The 15,065-nt window shown below is 62.0% G+C and carries 15 protein-coding genes; 2 read left to right on the top strand and 13 right to left on the bottom strand.

Annotation, left to right across the window (positions count from 1 at the left end):
- Positions 1-22: 22 nt before the first annotated feature.
- Complete coding sequence (locus AC1MDC_RS12605; RefSeq protein ID WP_085697609.1) at positions 23-1,345, top strand: lytic murein transglycosylase; 1,323 nt, start codon at positions 23-25, stop codon at positions 1,343-1,345.
- A 117-nt stretch (positions 1,346-1,462) separates the two neighbouring features.
- On the opposite strand, the gene AC1MDC_RS12600 is transcribed toward AC1MDC_RS12605, so the two are convergent.
- The 13 genes from AC1MDC_RS12600 to AC1MDC_RS12540 form a co-directional block, all read right to left on the bottom strand.
- Entirely contained in the window at positions 1,463-2,413 is a 951-nt protein-coding gene (locus tag AC1MDC_RS12600; RefSeq protein ID WP_480393082.1) for a S66 peptidase family protein, read from the bottom strand.
- 174 nt (positions 2,414-2,587) lie between these two features.
- A complete protein-coding gene (gene lipA / locus AC1MDC_RS12595; protein ID WP_162130488.1) occupies positions 2,588-3,586 on the bottom strand; it encodes a lipoyl synthase in 999 nt (332 codons plus the stop codon).
- 25 nt (positions 3,587-3,611) lie between these two features.
- Positions 3,612-4,259: a lipoyl(octanoyl) transferase LipB gene (lipB, locus tag AC1MDC_RS12590; RefSeq protein ID WP_480393081.1), complete on the bottom strand. Its 648-nt coding sequence runs from the start codon at positions 4,257-4,259 to the stop codon at positions 3,612-3,614.
- Positions 4,259-4,534, bottom strand: coding sequence for a DUF493 domain-containing protein (locus tag AC1MDC_RS12585; RefSeq protein WP_064382178.1), 276 nt, complete (start codon positions 4,532-4,534; stop codon positions 4,259-4,261). The genes lipB and AC1MDC_RS12585 overlap by 1 nt, the downstream gene beginning before the upstream one ends.
- A gap of 84 nt (positions 4,535-4,618) precedes the next feature.
- Entirely contained in the window at positions 4,619-5,776 is a 1,158-nt protein-coding gene (locus AC1MDC_RS12580; protein WP_085697611.1) for a D-alanyl-D-alanine carboxypeptidase family protein, read from the bottom strand.
- A gap of 323 nt (positions 5,777-6,099) precedes the next feature.
- Positions 6,100-7,107: a septal ring lytic transglycosylase RlpA family protein gene (locus AC1MDC_RS12575; protein WP_064382179.1), complete on the bottom strand. Its 1,008-nt coding sequence runs from the start codon at positions 7,105-7,107 to the stop codon at positions 6,100-6,102.
- Complete coding sequence (mltB, locus tag AC1MDC_RS12570) at positions 7,107-8,117, bottom strand: lytic murein transglycosylase B (RefSeq protein ID WP_085687944.1); 1,011 nt, start codon at positions 8,115-8,117, stop codon at positions 7,107-7,109. The genes AC1MDC_RS12575 and mltB overlap by 1 nt, the downstream gene beginning before the upstream one ends.
- A gap of 17 nt (positions 8,118-8,134) precedes the next feature.
- Positions 8,135-9,238, bottom strand: coding sequence for a rod shape-determining protein RodA (gene rodA / locus AC1MDC_RS12565; RefSeq protein WP_085688090.1), 1,104 nt, complete (start codon positions 9,236-9,238; stop codon positions 8,135-8,137).
- 31 nt (positions 9,239-9,269) lie between these two features.
- Positions 9,270-11,165, bottom strand: a complete 1,896-nt coding sequence (gene mrdA, locus AC1MDC_RS12560; protein ID WP_085687946.1) for a penicillin-binding protein 2 — start codon at positions 11,163-11,165, stop codon at positions 9,270-9,272.
- A gap of 9 nt (positions 11,166-11,174) precedes the next feature.
- Positions 11,175-11,642, bottom strand: a complete 468-nt coding sequence (rlmH, locus tag AC1MDC_RS12555; protein ID WP_003185785.1) for a 23S rRNA (pseudouridine(1915)-N(3))-methyltransferase RlmH — start codon at positions 11,640-11,642, stop codon at positions 11,175-11,177.
- Positions 11,643-11,651: 9 nt separating this feature from the next.
- Entirely contained in the window at positions 11,652-12,146 is a 495-nt protein-coding gene (gene rsfS / locus AC1MDC_RS12550) for a ribosome silencing factor (protein ID WP_064382180.1), read from the bottom strand.
- 72 nt (positions 12,147-12,218) lie between these two features.
- A complete protein-coding gene (nadD, locus tag AC1MDC_RS12545; protein ID WP_085703109.1) occupies positions 12,219-12,941 on the bottom strand; it encodes a nicotinate-nucleotide adenylyltransferase in 723 nt (240 codons plus the stop codon).
- A complete protein-coding gene (locus tag AC1MDC_RS12540; protein WP_266200641.1) occupies positions 12,910-14,181 on the bottom strand; it encodes a glutamate-5-semialdehyde dehydrogenase in 1,272 nt (423 codons plus the stop codon). Before AC1MDC_RS12540 ends, nadD begins: the two co-directional genes overlap by 32 nt.
- A gap of 177 nt (positions 14,182-14,358) precedes the next feature.
- Between AC1MDC_RS12540 and AC1MDC_RS12535 the strand changes: the two genes are divergently transcribed.
- Positions 14,359-15,054 (top strand): DNA-3-methyladenine glycosylase, encoded by a 696-nt coding sequence (locus AC1MDC_RS12535; protein ID WP_085697614.1) that lies wholly within the window; start codon positions 14,359-14,361, stop codon positions 15,052-15,054.
- Positions 15,055-15,065: the final 11 nt, after the last annotated feature.

The raw sequence follows: 15,065 nt of genomic DNA, 5'->3' as shown, positions 1-15,065 counted from the left end.
TTCGTATTCCCTGGACCTGTGCATGCCCCTCAGTCTTTCCCGTCGTTGGCCCTTGCGCCAACTGATCGCTGCCTCCAGCTTCGTACTGCTTGTCGCCTGCGCGGAAAAACCTACCGCCGCCGACGCTCAACCGCTTCAGACCGCTCCCGTTGCCACAGCCCCAGCGGTCATCCCGCCGGTAGTGCCGTCCGGTGACAACCTCGACCTGCAACCGACCCAGACCTTTGCCGAATGGCAAGCGGGTTTCCGCAAGGACGCGCTGGCCGCCGGCATCCGTCCAGACCTGTTCGACCGCGCCTTCGCCAATGTCAGCTTCGACGCCAGCGTGATTCGTGCCGATCGCAGCCAGCCGGAATTCGCCCGGCCGGTCTGGGAGTACCTGGATGGCGCGCTTTCGCCCTTGCGCGTACGCAAAGGCCAGGCGCTGATCAGCCAGTACGCCGACATCCTGCAAAGCATCGAACAGCGCTATGGCGTCGATCGTCAGGCGCTGGTGTCGGTGTGGGGGATGGAAAGTAATTTCGGCCAGTTCCAGGGCAGCAAATCGGTGATCAACTCGCTGGCCACCCTGGCCTATGAAGGTCGCCGTCCGGGCTTTGCCCATGCGCAGCTGATCGCGGCACTGCAGATCCTGCAGCAGGGCGACATCACCCCGGAGAAAATGCTCGGTTCCTGGGCTGGTGCCATGGGCCAGACCCAGTTCATCCCGACCACCTACAACACCCACGCCGTGGATTTCGACGGTGACGGTCGCCGCGATATCTGGGGCAGCCCGGCCGACGCCCTGGCCTCCACCGCGCATTACCTGCAAAGCTCCGGCTGGCAGCGTGGCCAGCCGTGGGGCTTCGAAGTGCAACTGCCGAGCGGTTTCAACTACACCCTGGCCGACGGCGCGATTCGTAAAAGCGTCGCCGAATGGCGGCAACTGGGCGTGATCCTGCCGAACGGCGGCCAGGTGCCGGCCGGCGCCGAGCAACTGTCCGCTGCCCTGCTGCTGCCGGCCGGCTATCGTGGCCCGGCGTTCCTGATCCTCGATAACTTCCGGGCGATCCTCAAGTACAACAATTCGTCGTCCTATGCCTTGGCCGTCAGTCTGTTGTCCGAGCGCTTCAACGGCGCCGGCCTGATCAATGGCACCTGGCCAAAGGATGACCTGCCGTTGAGCCGCACCGAGCGGATCGAACTGCAAAACCTGCTGACCGCGCGCAACTACGACGCCGGTGCGGCGGACGGGATCATCGGCGCCAATACGCGCAAGGCTATCCGCAGTGCGCAGCAGTCATTCGGCTGGCCGGCGGATGGTTACCCGACGCACAAGCTGCTGGAAAGCCTGCGCAACCAGTAAAAGCATCGCGGGCAAGCCCGCTCCCACGGGTTTAGAGGGGTTCGCAATATCTGCGTACGACCTGAAAACTGTGGGAACGGGTTTGCCCGCGATGACTGACTATCAGGCGATTAATCCCTACGCCTTGATCACCACATCCTGCTCCAGCATCAACTCCTTCTTCCCGGCATCCAGTCGAACCAGCGCCCCCAGTGGCAACGTCAGGTTCGGATCGCAGTGCCCGCTACGCCAGCCGGACAGCACCGGAATCCGCAGTGGTTCAAAAGTCTGCTTGAGCAAGCGGTTCAAGGCCTCGACATCCACGCCCGCCACGTCCCCGACCAGCACGCCACGCAATCTGGCCAACTTGCCTGCCAGACGCATTTGCGTCAGCAAACGGTCGATCCGGTACAACGGCTCGTTGATGTCCTCGATGAGCAGAATCACCCCTTCGACGTCGATTTCGTAAGGCGTGCCCAGGGTCGCGGCGATCATCGCCAGATTGCCGCCCTGCAAACGTCCGTGGGCAATGCCCGGCTCCACGGTGGTCAATGGATAAGCCGCCGGATGAATCAGTACACTGCCGGCCTTCAACTGACCGCGCAGCATGGCGAAGAACGACGTCACCGTCGGCGGTTCTTTGTCCCCCAGCAGATCGGCATTCAACAACGGCCCGTGAAAGGTCACGAACCCGGCGTAGCGACTGATGGCCAAGTGCAGCGCGGTGATGTCGCTGTAACCGACGAAGGGCTTGGCATGACGGCTCAACAGATCGTAGTCGATCCGGTCCAGCAACCTTGGCGTGCCGTACCCACCGCGCAGGCAAATGATTGCATCGACCTCTTTGTCAGCAAACGCCGCATGCAGATCATTGAGCCGCACCTCGTCGCTGCCGGCCAGATAACCGTCCTTCTCGTAGACGCCGGGGAACACCCGCAAACCGTAACCCCGGGCGCGCATCCACTGAACGGCCTTTTCGGTATCGAGCGTGCCGGGGCCGGCAGGCGCAATTACGCCTATCAGCCCTTCCGACGGCAGCGCGGGCACAGGCTTGTGCGGAAAAAGGGTGTGGGTCGGTCGAACGGTCATCCATGGATCTCCCTGTGTGAAGTCATGCTCACACAGTAGTCAGGAACGGCGACAAACAGAAGAGGCCCGGCCGCGCCGCAGATTGCAGGAAAAGTCAGTAACGAGTGTAAGCCAGACAAAAAAATGCCCGCCGGGCGATAAACCCCGGCGGGCATTTTCTCATTCAGCGCTGAATCAGGAACCGAGCAGCTCGGCCTTGACCAGTTTCGCCTGTTCGTCGGCATGGTACGAAGAACGCACCAATGGGCCGGACGCAACGTTTTTGAAGCCCATCTTGTAACCTTCCTCGGCGAACCAGGCGAAGGTGTCCGGGTGTACGAAACGCTGCACCGGCAAGTGGCTGCGGGACGGTTGCAGGTACTGGCCCAGGGTCAGCATGTCGATGTCGTGTTCGCGCATGCGCTTCATGACTTCGATGACTTCGTCGTCGGTCTCGCCCAGACCCAGCATCAGGCCGGATTTGGTCGGGATGTGCGGCATCATCTGCTTGAAGCGTTGCAGCAGGGTCAGCGACCACTGGTAGTCCGAACCCGGGCGCGCAGCCTTGTACAGGCGCGGTACGGTTTCCAGGTTGTGGTTGAACACATCCGGCGGCTCGGCGGCGGTGATTTCCAGGGCGATGTCCATGCGGCCACGGTAGTCCGGGACCAGGGTCTCGAGCTGCACGTTCGGCGACAGTTTGCGGATTTCGCGGATGCAGTCGGCAAAGTGCTGGGCACCGCCGTCACGCAGGTCGTCGCGGTCAACCGAGGTGATCACCACGTACTTGAGTTTCAGGTCGGCGATGGCGATGGCCAGGCTTTCCGGCTCGTTGACGTCCAGTGGCTTCGGACGACCGTGGCCAACGTCGCAGAACGGGCAGCGACGGGTGCAGATGTCACCCATGATCATGAAGGTCGCGGTGCCGCCGGAGAAGCATTCGCCCAGGTTCGGGCAGGACGCCTCTTCGCAGACGCTGTGCAGCTTGTGTTTGCGCAGCAGGCTCTTGATGCGGTCGACTTCCGGCGAAACCGGGATGCGCACGCGGATCCAGTCGGGTTTCTTCGGCAGTTCGGTGGTCGGAATGATCTTCACCGGGATGCGTGCAACCTTCTCGGCGCCGCGCAGCTTGACGCCGGCTTCAACCTTGGGACGCGGGGCCGGGCGCTCGGTCACGTCGAGCGTCGGGATCATGGTTTGCACTGCATCAGTAGTCATATCAGTCGATTCCGCCCGTCAGGGTCGTCTGCTCAGCATAGTCGAGGTGTTTGACGAGCTGCGCGCGCAGCCGGGCACTTACCTCGGCAAATTCAATCGATCCTGCGTGCTCGCTGAGCTGGGTCATCGCCAGCCCGGCATAGCCGCAGGGATTAATCCGTCGAAACGGTTCCAGGTTCATGTCCACGTTCAGGGCCAGGCCATGAAAGGAACAACCGTGGCGAATCCGCAAACCCAGAGAAGCGATCTTCGCTCCCTCGACGTAGACGCCGGGAGCATCCGGCTTGGCCACGGCGGTCACACCGTAACTGGCCAGCAGTTCGATCAGGCAGCGCTCCATGCGGCTGACCAGATCGCGCACGCCGAAACCAAGTCGGCGCACATCCAGCAGCAGGTACGCCACCAGTTGACCGGGGCCATGGTAGGTCACCTGACCGCCGCGGTCGACCTGCACCACCGGAATATCTCCCGGCAGCAACAGGTGCTCGGCCTTGCCGGCCTGACCCTGGGTGAACACCGGCGGGTGTTCAACCAGCCAGATTTCGTCCGGGGCCGTGGTGCCACGCTCGTTGGTAAAACGTTGCATGGCCTGCCAGACCGGCTCGTAAGCCATCTGGCCAAGCTCGCGAAAGCCCAGCGTGCCCGGCATCACAGCACCATGTGCACGAAACCGGTAGCCCGCAGTTCGCTGTTGATGTTGTACAGCTGATCCTGGTCGGTCGCGACGATGTGCAACTGGATGGTGGTGTACTTGCCGTTGCTGCTTTGACGCTCGTCGACACGCTCATCATTGATGCTGGCGTGTTTCTTGACGATGTCGATGATCTTGTCTTTGTTGCCGACGCCCGTATCGCTGATCACCTTAACCGGATAATCAACCTGGGGAAATTCGATCTTTGGCGCCTTTACTTCGGTATCGGTCATGGCGTAACGGCCTCGTAATCGTAAGCCCGGTAACGAACAAGGCCCCGCTCCGGACAGGAACGGGGCCATGCAGGTCAACTCAAATCAGTTGAACAAGCCGTAGAAGAATAGACGGATGCTATCCCACATGCGGCGGAAGATACCACCCTCCTCGACAGCGTCCAGAGCGATCAGGTCGGCGCTGTGCACCACCTTGTCGTCCAGTTTCACTTCGACTTTACCGATCACGTCGCCCTTGGCGATTGGCGCGGTCAGTTGCGGGTTCATGGTCATGCTGGCAGCAAGCTTCTTCAGCTGGCCTTTCGGCAGGGTCATGGTCAGGTCTTCAGCCAGGCCGGCCTTGACCTGGCTGGTGGTGCCTTTCCACACCGGAGCCTGAGCCAGTTCGGTGCCCTTCTGGTAGAAGGTCTGGGTTTCGAAGAAGCGGAAACCGTAGGTCAGCAGCTTCTGTGTCTCGGCGGCACGGGCCGCTTCGCTGTTGGTGCCGAACACCACGGCGATCAGGCGCATGCCGTCGCGTACGGCCGAGGACACCATGCAGTAGCCGGCTTCTTCGGTGTGGCCGGTTTTCAGACCGTCGACGGTCTTGTCGCGCCACAGCAGCAGGTTGCGGTTAGGCTGTTTGATGCCGTTCCAGAAGAACTCTTTCTGCGAGTAGATCGCGTAGTGAGCCGGGTCTTCGTGGATGATCGCGCGAGCCAGGATCGCCATGTCGTGAGCCGACGAATAGTGCTCAGGGTTCGGCAGACCGGTCGGGTTCATGAAGTGGGTATTGGTCATGCCCAGATCGGCGACGGTCTTGTTCATCAGGTCGGCGAAGGCGTCTTCGCTGCCGGCGATGTGTTCAGCCACCGCGACGCTGGCGTCGTTGCCGGACTGAATGATGATGCCGTGCAGCAGGTCGCTGACCGTGACCTGCGAGCCGACCTTGATGAACATCCGCGAACCGCCGGTGCGCCAGGCGTTTTCGCTGACGGTCACCGGGTCGTTTTCACCGATCTGGCCGCGACGGATTTCCAGCGTGGCAATGTACGCGGTCATCAGTTTGGTCAGGCTGGCCGGTGGCAGACGCTGGTCACCGTTGTTCTCCACCAGCACGTTGCCGCTGTTGGCATCCATGAGCACGTAGGATTTGGCGGCCAGTTGTGGTGGCGACGGCATCATCTCGGCCGCGAACGCGGCAGGCGAGAGGAGCAGCGGGACTAGCAGACACAGGCGTTTGGCAAAGGTGGTGATGTTCATCCGTCTCTCGAAATCGCTAATGGAAACTGCCCGAGGGCAGAATTTAATCAGATGTCTTTCAGGCTTTGCCCGAAACCTGCCTGCGCGACGATCATGCTGCGTTAAAAACAGATTCGGAGTGCTCATGTAGGTCCCCTACAATCCGCTTCCTCACCTGTTTTTGCCTTGCCTGATCGCCGCTCGGCGAGCTTTCGAGCAAACCCTGCGAGCATCGCGTGTTCAGTTGCTCACTCCAGTCACCCTTGCCGGGCTTTTGTTCTTCGACGAGCCAACAACCTGGTTCACCCCCCAATCGCTGGTGAACCGTCAATCAAGTCCTACGTTTACTCGGTGACCACACTTGGCGAACCCAGGTTGGCCAGGCGCACGCTGTTCTGTACCTGGGCAATTTCACCCGGCGAACCGATCGGTCCCAGGCGAACCCGGTGCAGGGTCTGCTGATTGCGCACGATCGAGCTGATGAACACCGGAGCGCTCACCATCCCGCTGAGCTTCGACCTCAGGAGTTCTGCAGCGTCCGGGTTGGCGAACGCGCCCACCTGCAGATACTGGCCAGACGCTGGTGCAGAAGCGTTTTTTTTTGCATCGAGCTGAACTGGCACGACGGCCGCGGCGTGCTGCTGCGGCGGCGGGGTCCATTGTTCGACGGTGCCCGCCGAAGCCGTGATCACCGGGGCGCTATTCTGCGCGACTTGCGGCTCGTTGAGCATCAAGGGCGCCGGACGGCCCTTCGCGGCCCACCACTGCTGCGGGTCGATGCCTTCGACCTTGACCCGCGCGGTGCCGATTTCGGCATAACCGAGCTTCTTGGCGGCGGCGTAGGACAGGTCGATGATCCGGTCCGAATAGAACGGCCCACGGTCATTGACCCGCAGGATCACGCTCCTGTTGTTGTCCAGGTTGGTCACCCGAACGTAACTCGGCAGCGGTAGTGTCTTGTGGGCGGCGCTCATGCCGTACAGATCGTAGACCTCGCCGTTGGCGGTGTTCTGACCATGGAACTTGGTCCCGTACCAGGACGCGGTGCCGGAGGCCACGTAAGTCTTGGATTCCTGCAACGGGAAGTAGGTTTTGCCCAGCACGGTGTAAGGGTTGGCCTTGTACGGTCCGGTGTGCAGGGTCGGCGTGGCGTCCGGGATGCGCGACACATCGACGTCCCACCACGGCGCGCCGTCCTTGTGGGCCCGGTTGATGTCCAGGCCCGGCTGCGAACGCACGGCGGTGGTCGGCTTCTGGCTCGGCGAACGGCTGGTCGAACAACTGGCGACCAACACCGCCAACGCAGCGAAGGCCACCAGTTTCAGGGGTTTATTGATAGGCAATGCCCGCATTACTTGACGCCCCGTGCTTGTACCAGCTGTTCAGACAGTTGATGTACGGCCATGGCGTACATCACGCTGCGGTTATAACGCGTGATCGCGTAGAAATTCTTCAGGCCCATCCAGTATTCCGGACCGTTGTCGCCTTCCAGGCGGAACGCGGTGACCGGCATGTCATCGCGCAGCGCATCATGACTCGACCAGCCCAGCGCTCGCAACTCCCCGACGGTTTTCGTCGGCTCGATGCCGGTGGTCAGGCCTTCATCCACCTGCTCGCCGCGCACATCCGCGCGACTGACCACCGGCTCGCCGGCGACCCAGCCGTGACGCTTGAAATAGCTGGCGACACTGCCGATCGCGTCATCCGGGTTGTTCCAGATATTGATGTGGCCGTCACCGTCGAAATCCACCGCGTAGGCGCGGAAACTGCTCGGCATGAACTGCGGCAAACCCATCGCCCCGGCGTAGGACCCCTTGAGGGTCAGCGGGTCGACCTGCTCTTCGCGTGCCAGCAGCAGGAACTCACGCAGCTCCTTGCGGAAAAATTCGGCACGGGGAGGATAGTCGAAACCCAGCGTGGACAAGGCATCGATCACCCGGTAATTGCCGGTATTACGTCCGAAAAAGGTCTCAACGCCGATGATCGACACAATTACCTGGGCCGGAACGCCGTATTCCTGCTCGGCGCGGGCCAGGGCGGCCTCGTGCTGACGCCAGAAGTCCACACCGCGGGCAATGCGCGCGTCGGTGATGAACATCGGCCGGTATTCTTTCCACTGTTTGACCCGTTCGGCGGGTTTGGAAATGGCGTCGAGAATCGCCTGCTTGCGTTGGGCTTCGCGGAACACGGCCATCAGCTGTTCGCCGGCGAAACCGTAGTCGCGGGTCATTTCACCGACGAATTCGGCCACCTGGGGCGAGCCTTCGTAATCGCCGGCCAACGCTTCCTGCGCGCTGCCAAGGATGCCTACCAGGCCGAGCCACGGTGCGTATCGTGTCGCCCAGTCACGCATTACTTGCATTGAACTCTTCACCTTATTCAAACCTGTGCGATCCACTTGCGATGGGTATGGATCGACATCAAAACCCCAAACGCTGACAGCAGCGTCACCAGCGAAGTTCCGCCGTAGCTAATGAACGGCAACGGCACCCCCACCACCGGCAACAGGCCACTGACCATACCGATGTTGACGAAAACGTAAACAAAAAACGTCATGGTCAAAGCGCCGGCCAGCAATTTGCCGAACAGCGTCTGCGCCTGGGCGGTAATCACCAGGCCACGACCGATCAGCAACAGATAGATCAGCAACAGTGCGCAGATACCCACCAGCCCGAACTCTTCACCGAGCACGGCGATGATGAAGTCGGTGTGGCTTTCCGGCAGGAAGTCCAGGTGCGACTGGGTGCCCAACAGCCAGCCCTTGCCGAATACACCGCCGGAACCGATGGCGGCTTTCGACTGGATGATGTTCCAGCCGGTGCCCAGCGGATCGCTTTCCGGGTCGAGGAACGTCAGGATCCGTTGCTTCTGGTAGTCGTGCATGATGAAGAACCACATCGCGACCGACACCGGAATCGCCGCCGCCAATACACTGAGAATCCAGCGCCAGCGCAACCCGCCCATGAAAAGTACGAAGGCGCCGCCGGCCAGAATCAGCAGCGAAGTGCCGAGGTCCGGCTGACGCACGATCAGGGCGAACGGCACACCGATCAGCAACAGGCTGATGCCGACATGCTTGAGCTGCGGCGGCAGCGTGCGCTTGGACAGGTACCAGGCGATCGTTGCCGGCATCAGGATCTTCATGAATTCCGAGGGCTGGAAGCGGATCACCCCGGGGATGTTGATCCATCGGGTCGCGCCCATGGCGTTGTGACCCATGATGTCCACCACCAGCAACAGCACCACCCCGATCACATAGCCGAGCGGCACCCAGCGTGCCATGAACCGCGGCTCGAACTGGGCAATGATGATCATCGACACCAGACCGATGCCGAACGACGTGGCCTGTTTGGCCAGCAGATCCCAGCTCTTGCCACTGGCCGAATACAGCACGAACAGGCTGCCGGCCGCCAGGATCAACAACAGCACCAGCAACGGGCCGTCGATATGCAAACGTTGCAACAGCGTCGCCCGGCGACGCATCACATCCTCGCTGGAGAGCATGCGATCGAAATTATTCATCACGGGCCGTAGCCTCCGCACTGATAGGGCTGGCGTATTCGGCTTTCAACCGTCCGTCCTGATCCAGCAGCCAGGCATCCATGACCTGCCGCACCACCGGTGCCGCGACGCCGGAACCGGACTCACCGTTCTCGACCATCACCGACACCACGATTTTCGGGTCATCCGCCGGCGCGAAACCGACGAACAGGGCGTGGTCGCGGTGGCGCTCCTGAACCTTGGAGCGGTCGTATTTCTCACCCTGCTTGATCGCCACGACCTGGGCCGTACCCGACTTGCCGGCGATCCGGTATTGCGCGCCGATCGAGGCCTTGCGCGCGGTGCCTCGGGCACCGTGCATTACCTGCTGCATGCCGTGGTTGACCTTGTTCCAGTCCGACGGGTCGCGCAGGATGATGTCCGGCATCGGATTTTCATCCTTCGGCTTCTCGCCTTCGATGGTCTTGGCCAGATGCGGGCGGTTCCATACGCCTTTGTTGGCCACCAGCGCCGTGGCCTGGGCCAGTTGCAGCGGGGTCGATTGCATGTAGCCCTGGCCGATCCCGAGAATCAGGGTTTCGCCGGGGAACCACGCCTGACGCCGGGTCGCGCGCTTCCACTCGCGGGACGGCATCAGGCCGGGGGATTCTTCGAACATGTCCAGCGAGACCTTCTGGCCGATCCCGAACTTGTTCATGTAGGCCGACAACCGGTCGATGCCCAGCTTGTGCGCCAGATCATAGAAGTAGGTGTCGTTGGACCGCATGATCGCCGTGTCGAGGTCGACGAAGCCGTCCCCGGTGCGGTTCCAGTTGCGGTACTTGTGGTCGTAGTTGGGCAGCATGTAATAACCGGGGTCGAACACCCGGCTCGACGCCGTCACCACGCCCGCGTCGAGACCGGCAATCGCCACTGCCGGTTTGATCGTCGAGCCCGGCGGGTAAAGACCGCGCAGCACGCGGTTGAACAGCGGCCGGTCAATCGAATCGCGCAGCTCGGCGTAAGCCTTGAAGCTGATGCCGGTGACGAACAGGTTCGGGTCGAAACTCGGTTGACTGACCATCGCCAGCACTTCGCCGGTTTTCGGATCGAGTGCCACCACCGCACCACGTCGACCGCCCAGCGCGGCCTCGGCGGCTTCCTGCAATTTGATGTCGAGGCTCAGGACAATGTCCTTGCCCGGCACCGGATCGGTACGCTTGAGCACACGCAGGACCCGGCCGCGGGCATTGGTCTCGACCTCTTCGTAGCCCACCTGACCGTGCAGCTCGGCTTCGTAGAAGCGCTCGATGCCGGTCTTGCCGATGTGGTGGGTGCCGCTGTAATTGACCGGATCGAGGGTCTTCAGCTCTTTCTCGTTGATCCGCCCCATATAACCCACCGAGTGCGCAAAATGCGCGCCCTGCGGGTAGTGACGCACCAGTTGCGCGACCACTTCGACGCCGGGCAGGCGGAACTGATTCACCGCGATCCGGGCAATCTGTTCTTCGGTCAGCTCGAACAGGATCGGCACCGGCTCGAACGGCCGGCGGCCCTGGCGCATGCGTTTCTCGAAAATCACCCGATCTTCCGGCGTCAGCTCCAGTACCTCGACGATCACGTCGAGCACCTGCTGCCAGTCGCCGGAACGCTCGCGGGTCATGCTCAGGCTGAAGCTCGGACGGTTGTCCGCCACCACCACGCCGTTGCGGTCGAAAATCAGGCCACGGGTCGGCGGGATCGGCTGAACGTGAACCCGATTGTTTTCCGACAGCGTCGAGTGATAGTCGTACTGAATCACCTGCAGGTAATACAGCCGCGCAATCAGCACGCAGATCAGCGCCACCACCGCAATTGCGCCGAACACGACGCGACCACGCACCAGACGGGCGTCTTTTTCGTGGTCCTTGATGCGGATCGGCTGAGACATGAGGGCGGATTACTTGTGGTAAGGGTGGCCGGACAGCACGGTCCAGGCACGATACAACTGCTCGCCGATGAGGATGCGCACCAGCGGGTGCGGCAGCGTCAGCGGCGACAACGACCAGCGCTGATCCGCGCGGGCACAGACTTCCGGCGCCAGCCCTTCCGGGCCACCGACCATGAAGTTGACCGTGCGCGAGTCCAGGCGCCAGCGATCGAGTTCGACCGCCAATTGCTCGGTGCTCCACGGTTTGCCATGAACTTCGAGGGTGACAATCCGCTCGTTCGGCCCGACCTTGGCCAGCATGGCTTCGCCTTCCTGACGGATGAAGCGGGCCACGTCGGCGTTCTTGCCACGGGTATTGAGCGGAATTTCCACCAGTTCCAGCGCCAGCTCGGACGGAAGACGCTTGGCATATTCATGCCAGCCTTCTTCCACCCACTTGGGCATGCGTGAACCGACGGCGATCAGGCGCAGTCGCACAGCAATCCCTTACAGCTGGTCTTTGTTGAGCTTGGTGAAATGCTCGTGGGTGTTTTCCGGGCTGTGGTGCTTGGCGTCCGCCGCACGGCTTTGCTCGGCACCGGCCCACAGGCGCTCCAGGTCGTAGAACTGACGGGCCGAGGCGGTCATCATGTGCACGATCACCAGATCCAGGTCCAGCAGCACCCAGTCGCTGTCGCCCTTGCCTTCTTCGCCCAGCGGCCTGGCGCCCTGCTTTTTGACCTCTTCGCGAACCTTGTCCAGCATCGCGTTGATCTGGCGGTTGGAAGTACCGGTGGCGATGATCATGTAGTCGGTGATGCTCTGCTTGTCGCGCACATCAATGATCTGGATGTCCTGGGCCTTGACGTCTTCCAGGGCTGCAACGGCCACCTTGACCAGCTCGTCGCCCTTAAGTGGTTCGTTAGTGTTGACCGGCTCTGGCAGCGGGGCGCTCTTGAATGTGCCTTTGCGCTTTACTTTGGTTTGGTCTTTGTCAGTCATATAAAACTCGTTTTGCTCATATATTCGGCGGCTTGGCGACACGTGGATTCGTATCAGTGAAGCACGCCTTGTTCAGTTCGACGCACGGTACAGACCGTGCGCATCGATGTAGGCCAGGACCGCGTCGGGCACCAGGAAACGTACCGACTTACCGCTGGCCAGCAGTTGACGGATCTGGGTGGCGGAAACCGCGAGCGGTGTCTGCCAGACGAATGCAATCTGTCCGCTCGGCCCCTTCAGGGCCAGCGGGTCGCTCACCGAACGCGCTGCCAGCAGGTTGCGCAAGGCATCCGGCGGTTCGCTGTCGGCGTCCGGGCGCTGTAGCACCAGGATGTGGCAATGCTGGAGCAACTCTTCCCAGCGGTGCCAAGTGGGCAGGCCGCAAAATGCGTCCCAGCCCAGAAGCAGAAAAACCTGGGTCTCGTCGGCCATTTCGGCGCGCAGCGACTCCAGGGTATCGATGGTCCAGGACGGTTTGTCCCGCTGCAATTCGCGGGCGTCCACCACCAGCGGCGGCACACCGGCTACCGCACATTCAACCATTGCCAGCCGGTCCTGCGCCGACACTTGCGGCGTATCGCGGTGCGGCGGCCGGGCGCTGGGCATCATGCGCAGCTCATCGAGCCCCAGCGCTTCGGCGACTTCCAGCGCGCCACGCAAATGGCCGACGTGCACCGGATCGAACGTCCCGCCCAGTACGCCAATGCGCCGGGGACGGGATTTCTTGCCGGTTTTCGGCGCTTTCAGATCGAGGTCGGACAAGTCAGACCGTCGCCTGGCCGCGCAACTGGCCATCACCGACCACGATGTACTTCTCGCAGGTCAGTCCTTCCAGGCCCACCGGGCCACGGGCGTGCAGCTTATCAGTAGAAATGCCGATCTCGGCACCCAATCCGTATTCGAATCCGTCGGCGAAGCAGGTCGGGGTGTTGATCATCACCGATGCCGAGTCGACTTCGGCCACGAACTGCCGGGTGTCGGCGAGGTTTTCGCTGACGATCGAGTCGGTATGGTGGGAGCCGAAATGGTTGATGTGTTCGATGGCCTGATCCAGGCCATCCACCACACGGATCGACAGAATTGGCGCCAGGTACTCGGTGCTCCAGTCTTCTTCGGTCGCCGCCACGGCTTCGATGATCGCCCGGGTACGCTCGCAACCGCGCAGTTCGACGCCCTTTTCGCGGAACTGCTTCGCCATCGGCGGCAGGAAATCCTTCGCAACACTTTGATCGACCAGCAAGGTCTCCATCGCACCGCAGATGCCATAGCGGTAGGTCTTGGCATTGAAGGCGATGCGCTGGGCTTTCGGCAGGTCGGCGTGTTCGCTGACATAGACGTGGCAGATACCGTCCAGGTGCTTGATCACCGGCACCCGGGCGTCGCGGCTGATGCGTTCGATCAGGCCACGGCCACCGCGCGGTACGATCACATCGACGTACTCCGGCATGGTGATCAGCGCGCCAACGGCAGCGCGGTCGGTGGTTTCCACCACTTGCACCACGGCGGCCGGCAGCTCGGCTTCGGCCAGACCGCGCTGGATGCAGGCGGCAATCGCGCGGTTGGAATGAATCGCCTCGGAACCGCCGCGCAGGATGGTCGCGTTGCCGGACTTCAGGCACAGGCTCGCAGCATCGATGGTCACGTTGGGACGGGATTCGTAGATGATCCCGATCACGCCCAGCGGCACGCGTATCTTGCCGACCTGAATGCCCGACGGACGGAAGCTCATGTCACGGATCGCCCCGACCGGATCCGGCAGCGCTGCAACCTGACGCAGGCCGACGATCATGCCGTCGATGCGCGCCGGGGTGAGTTCCAGACGCTCCAGCAGTGCCGGCTCCAGACCGTTGGCGCGACCGGCGGCCAGGTCCTGCTCATTGGCTGCCGCAAGCTCGGCGCGGGCGGCGTCCAGGGCATTGGCGGCAGCCAGCAAAGCGCGGTTTTTCTGCGCGGTGCTGGCACGGCCGATGACGCGGGAAGCTTCGCGGGCGGCGCGACCCAATCGGGTCATGTAGTCAAGAACGGACTCAGTCATGGTCTGCTGGGGTCTTGGCAAAGAGGAAAGCGGCAGATTATAGCTGTCGCGTCCCGGGACTAACAGCGGTGACGGGCGGATGGTCGAAATGGACGGCGATTTGCCGACGTTCAGCAGAGATTAAGCCGCGAATTGTTATCATCACGGCCTCCTCCGCCTGGATAAACCCTGTTTGCCATGTCCAACCTGACCGTTCGCGCCACCTCCGCGCGCCAGCCTGTCGGCCTTGCGGATGCCTTTTTCGACCGTGACGCCCAGACGCTGGCCCGTGATCTGCTCGGCAAAGTCATCCGCCACCGCGTTGGCGATTTGTGGCTGAGCGCCCGAATCATCGAAACCGAAGCGTATTACTGCGAGGAAAAAGGCAGCCATGCGTCCCTCGGCTACACGGAAAAGCGTAAGGCTTTGTTTCTGGATGGCGGCCACATCTATATGTACTACGCCCGTGGCGGCGACTCACTGAACTTCAGTGCGCAGGGTCCGGGCAATGCGGTGCTGATCAAATCGGCCTATCCGTGGGTCGACGAGATCAGCGGCCCGGCCAGTCTGGCGCAGATGCTGCTGAACAACCCCGATGCTCAGGGTCGCCCGCGCCCCTCCCAGAAACTGTGTGCCGGGCAGACGCTGCTGTGCAAGGCGCTGGGGCTGAAAGTGCCGGTGTGGGATGCCAAGCGCTTCGACCACGAAATCCTCCTGGTGGAAAACACCGGCCCTGCGCCCACTCATGTGATTCAGACCACCCGCCTGGGCATTCCCCATGGCCGTGACGAGCACTTGATGTATCGCTTCGTCGATGCTGCCTATGCCCAGTGGTGCACGCGGAACCCGCTGCGTCGGGGTCAGGTCGAAGGTCGCGATTATTTTCTGCTGTGATTGCACACCCC

The organism is Pseudomonas sp. 1 (assembly GCF_056626735.1).
The sequence above is the reverse complement of the archived record's forward strand: the minus strand, read 5'-3'. Positions and strand labels throughout refer to the sequence as shown.

Coding starts and splice junctions, on each gene's coding strand:
- AC1MDC_RS12605 (WP_085697609.1), top strand. CDS start 23: ATGCCCCTCAGTCTTTCCCGTCGTTGGCCCTTGCGCCAACTGATCGCT.
- AC1MDC_RS12600 (WP_480393082.1), bottom strand. CDS start 2,413: ATGACCGTTCGACCGACCCACACCCTTTTTCCGCACAAGCCTGTGCCC.
- lipA (WP_162130488.1), bottom strand. CDS start 3,586: ATGATCCCGACGCTCGACGTGACCGAGCGCCCGGCCCCGCGTCCCAAG.
- lipB (WP_480393081.1), bottom strand. CDS start 4,259: ATGCCGGGCACGCTGGGCTTTCGCGAGCTTGGCCAGATGGCTTACGAG.
- AC1MDC_RS12585 (WP_064382178.1), bottom strand. CDS start 4,534: ATGACCGATACCGAAGTAAAGGCGCCAAAGATCGAATTTCCCCAGGTT.
- AC1MDC_RS12580 (WP_085697611.1), bottom strand. CDS start 5,776: ATGAACATCACCACCTTTGCCAAACGCCTGTGTCTGCTAGTCCCGCTG.
- AC1MDC_RS12575 (WP_064382179.1), bottom strand. CDS start 7,107: ATGCGGGCATTGCCTATCAATAAACCCCTGAAACTGGTGGCCTTCGCT.
- mltB (WP_085687944.1), bottom strand. CDS start 8,117: ATGCAAGTAATGCGTGACTGGGCGACACGATACGCACCGTGGCTCGGC.
- rodA (WP_085688090.1), bottom strand. CDS start 9,238: ATGCGTCGCCGGGCGACGCTGTTGCAACGTTTGCATATCGACGGCCCG.
- mrdA (WP_085687946.1), bottom strand. CDS start 11,165: ATGTCTCAGCCGATCCGCATCAAGGACCACGAAAAAGACGCCCGTCTG.
- rsfS (WP_064382180.1), bottom strand. CDS start 12,146: ATGACTGACAAAGACCAAACCAAAGTAAAGCGCAAAGGCACATTCAAG.
- nadD (WP_085703109.1), bottom strand. CDS start 12,941: ATGGCCAGTTGCGCGGCCAGGCGACGGTCTGACTTGTCCGACCTCGAT.
- AC1MDC_RS12540 (WP_266200641.1), bottom strand. CDS start 14,181: ATGACTGAGTCCGTTCTTGACTACATGACCCGATTGGGTCGCGCCGCC.
- AC1MDC_RS12535 (WP_085697614.1), top strand. CDS start 14,359: ATGTCCAACCTGACCGTTCGCGCCACCTCCGCGCGCCAGCCTGTCGGC.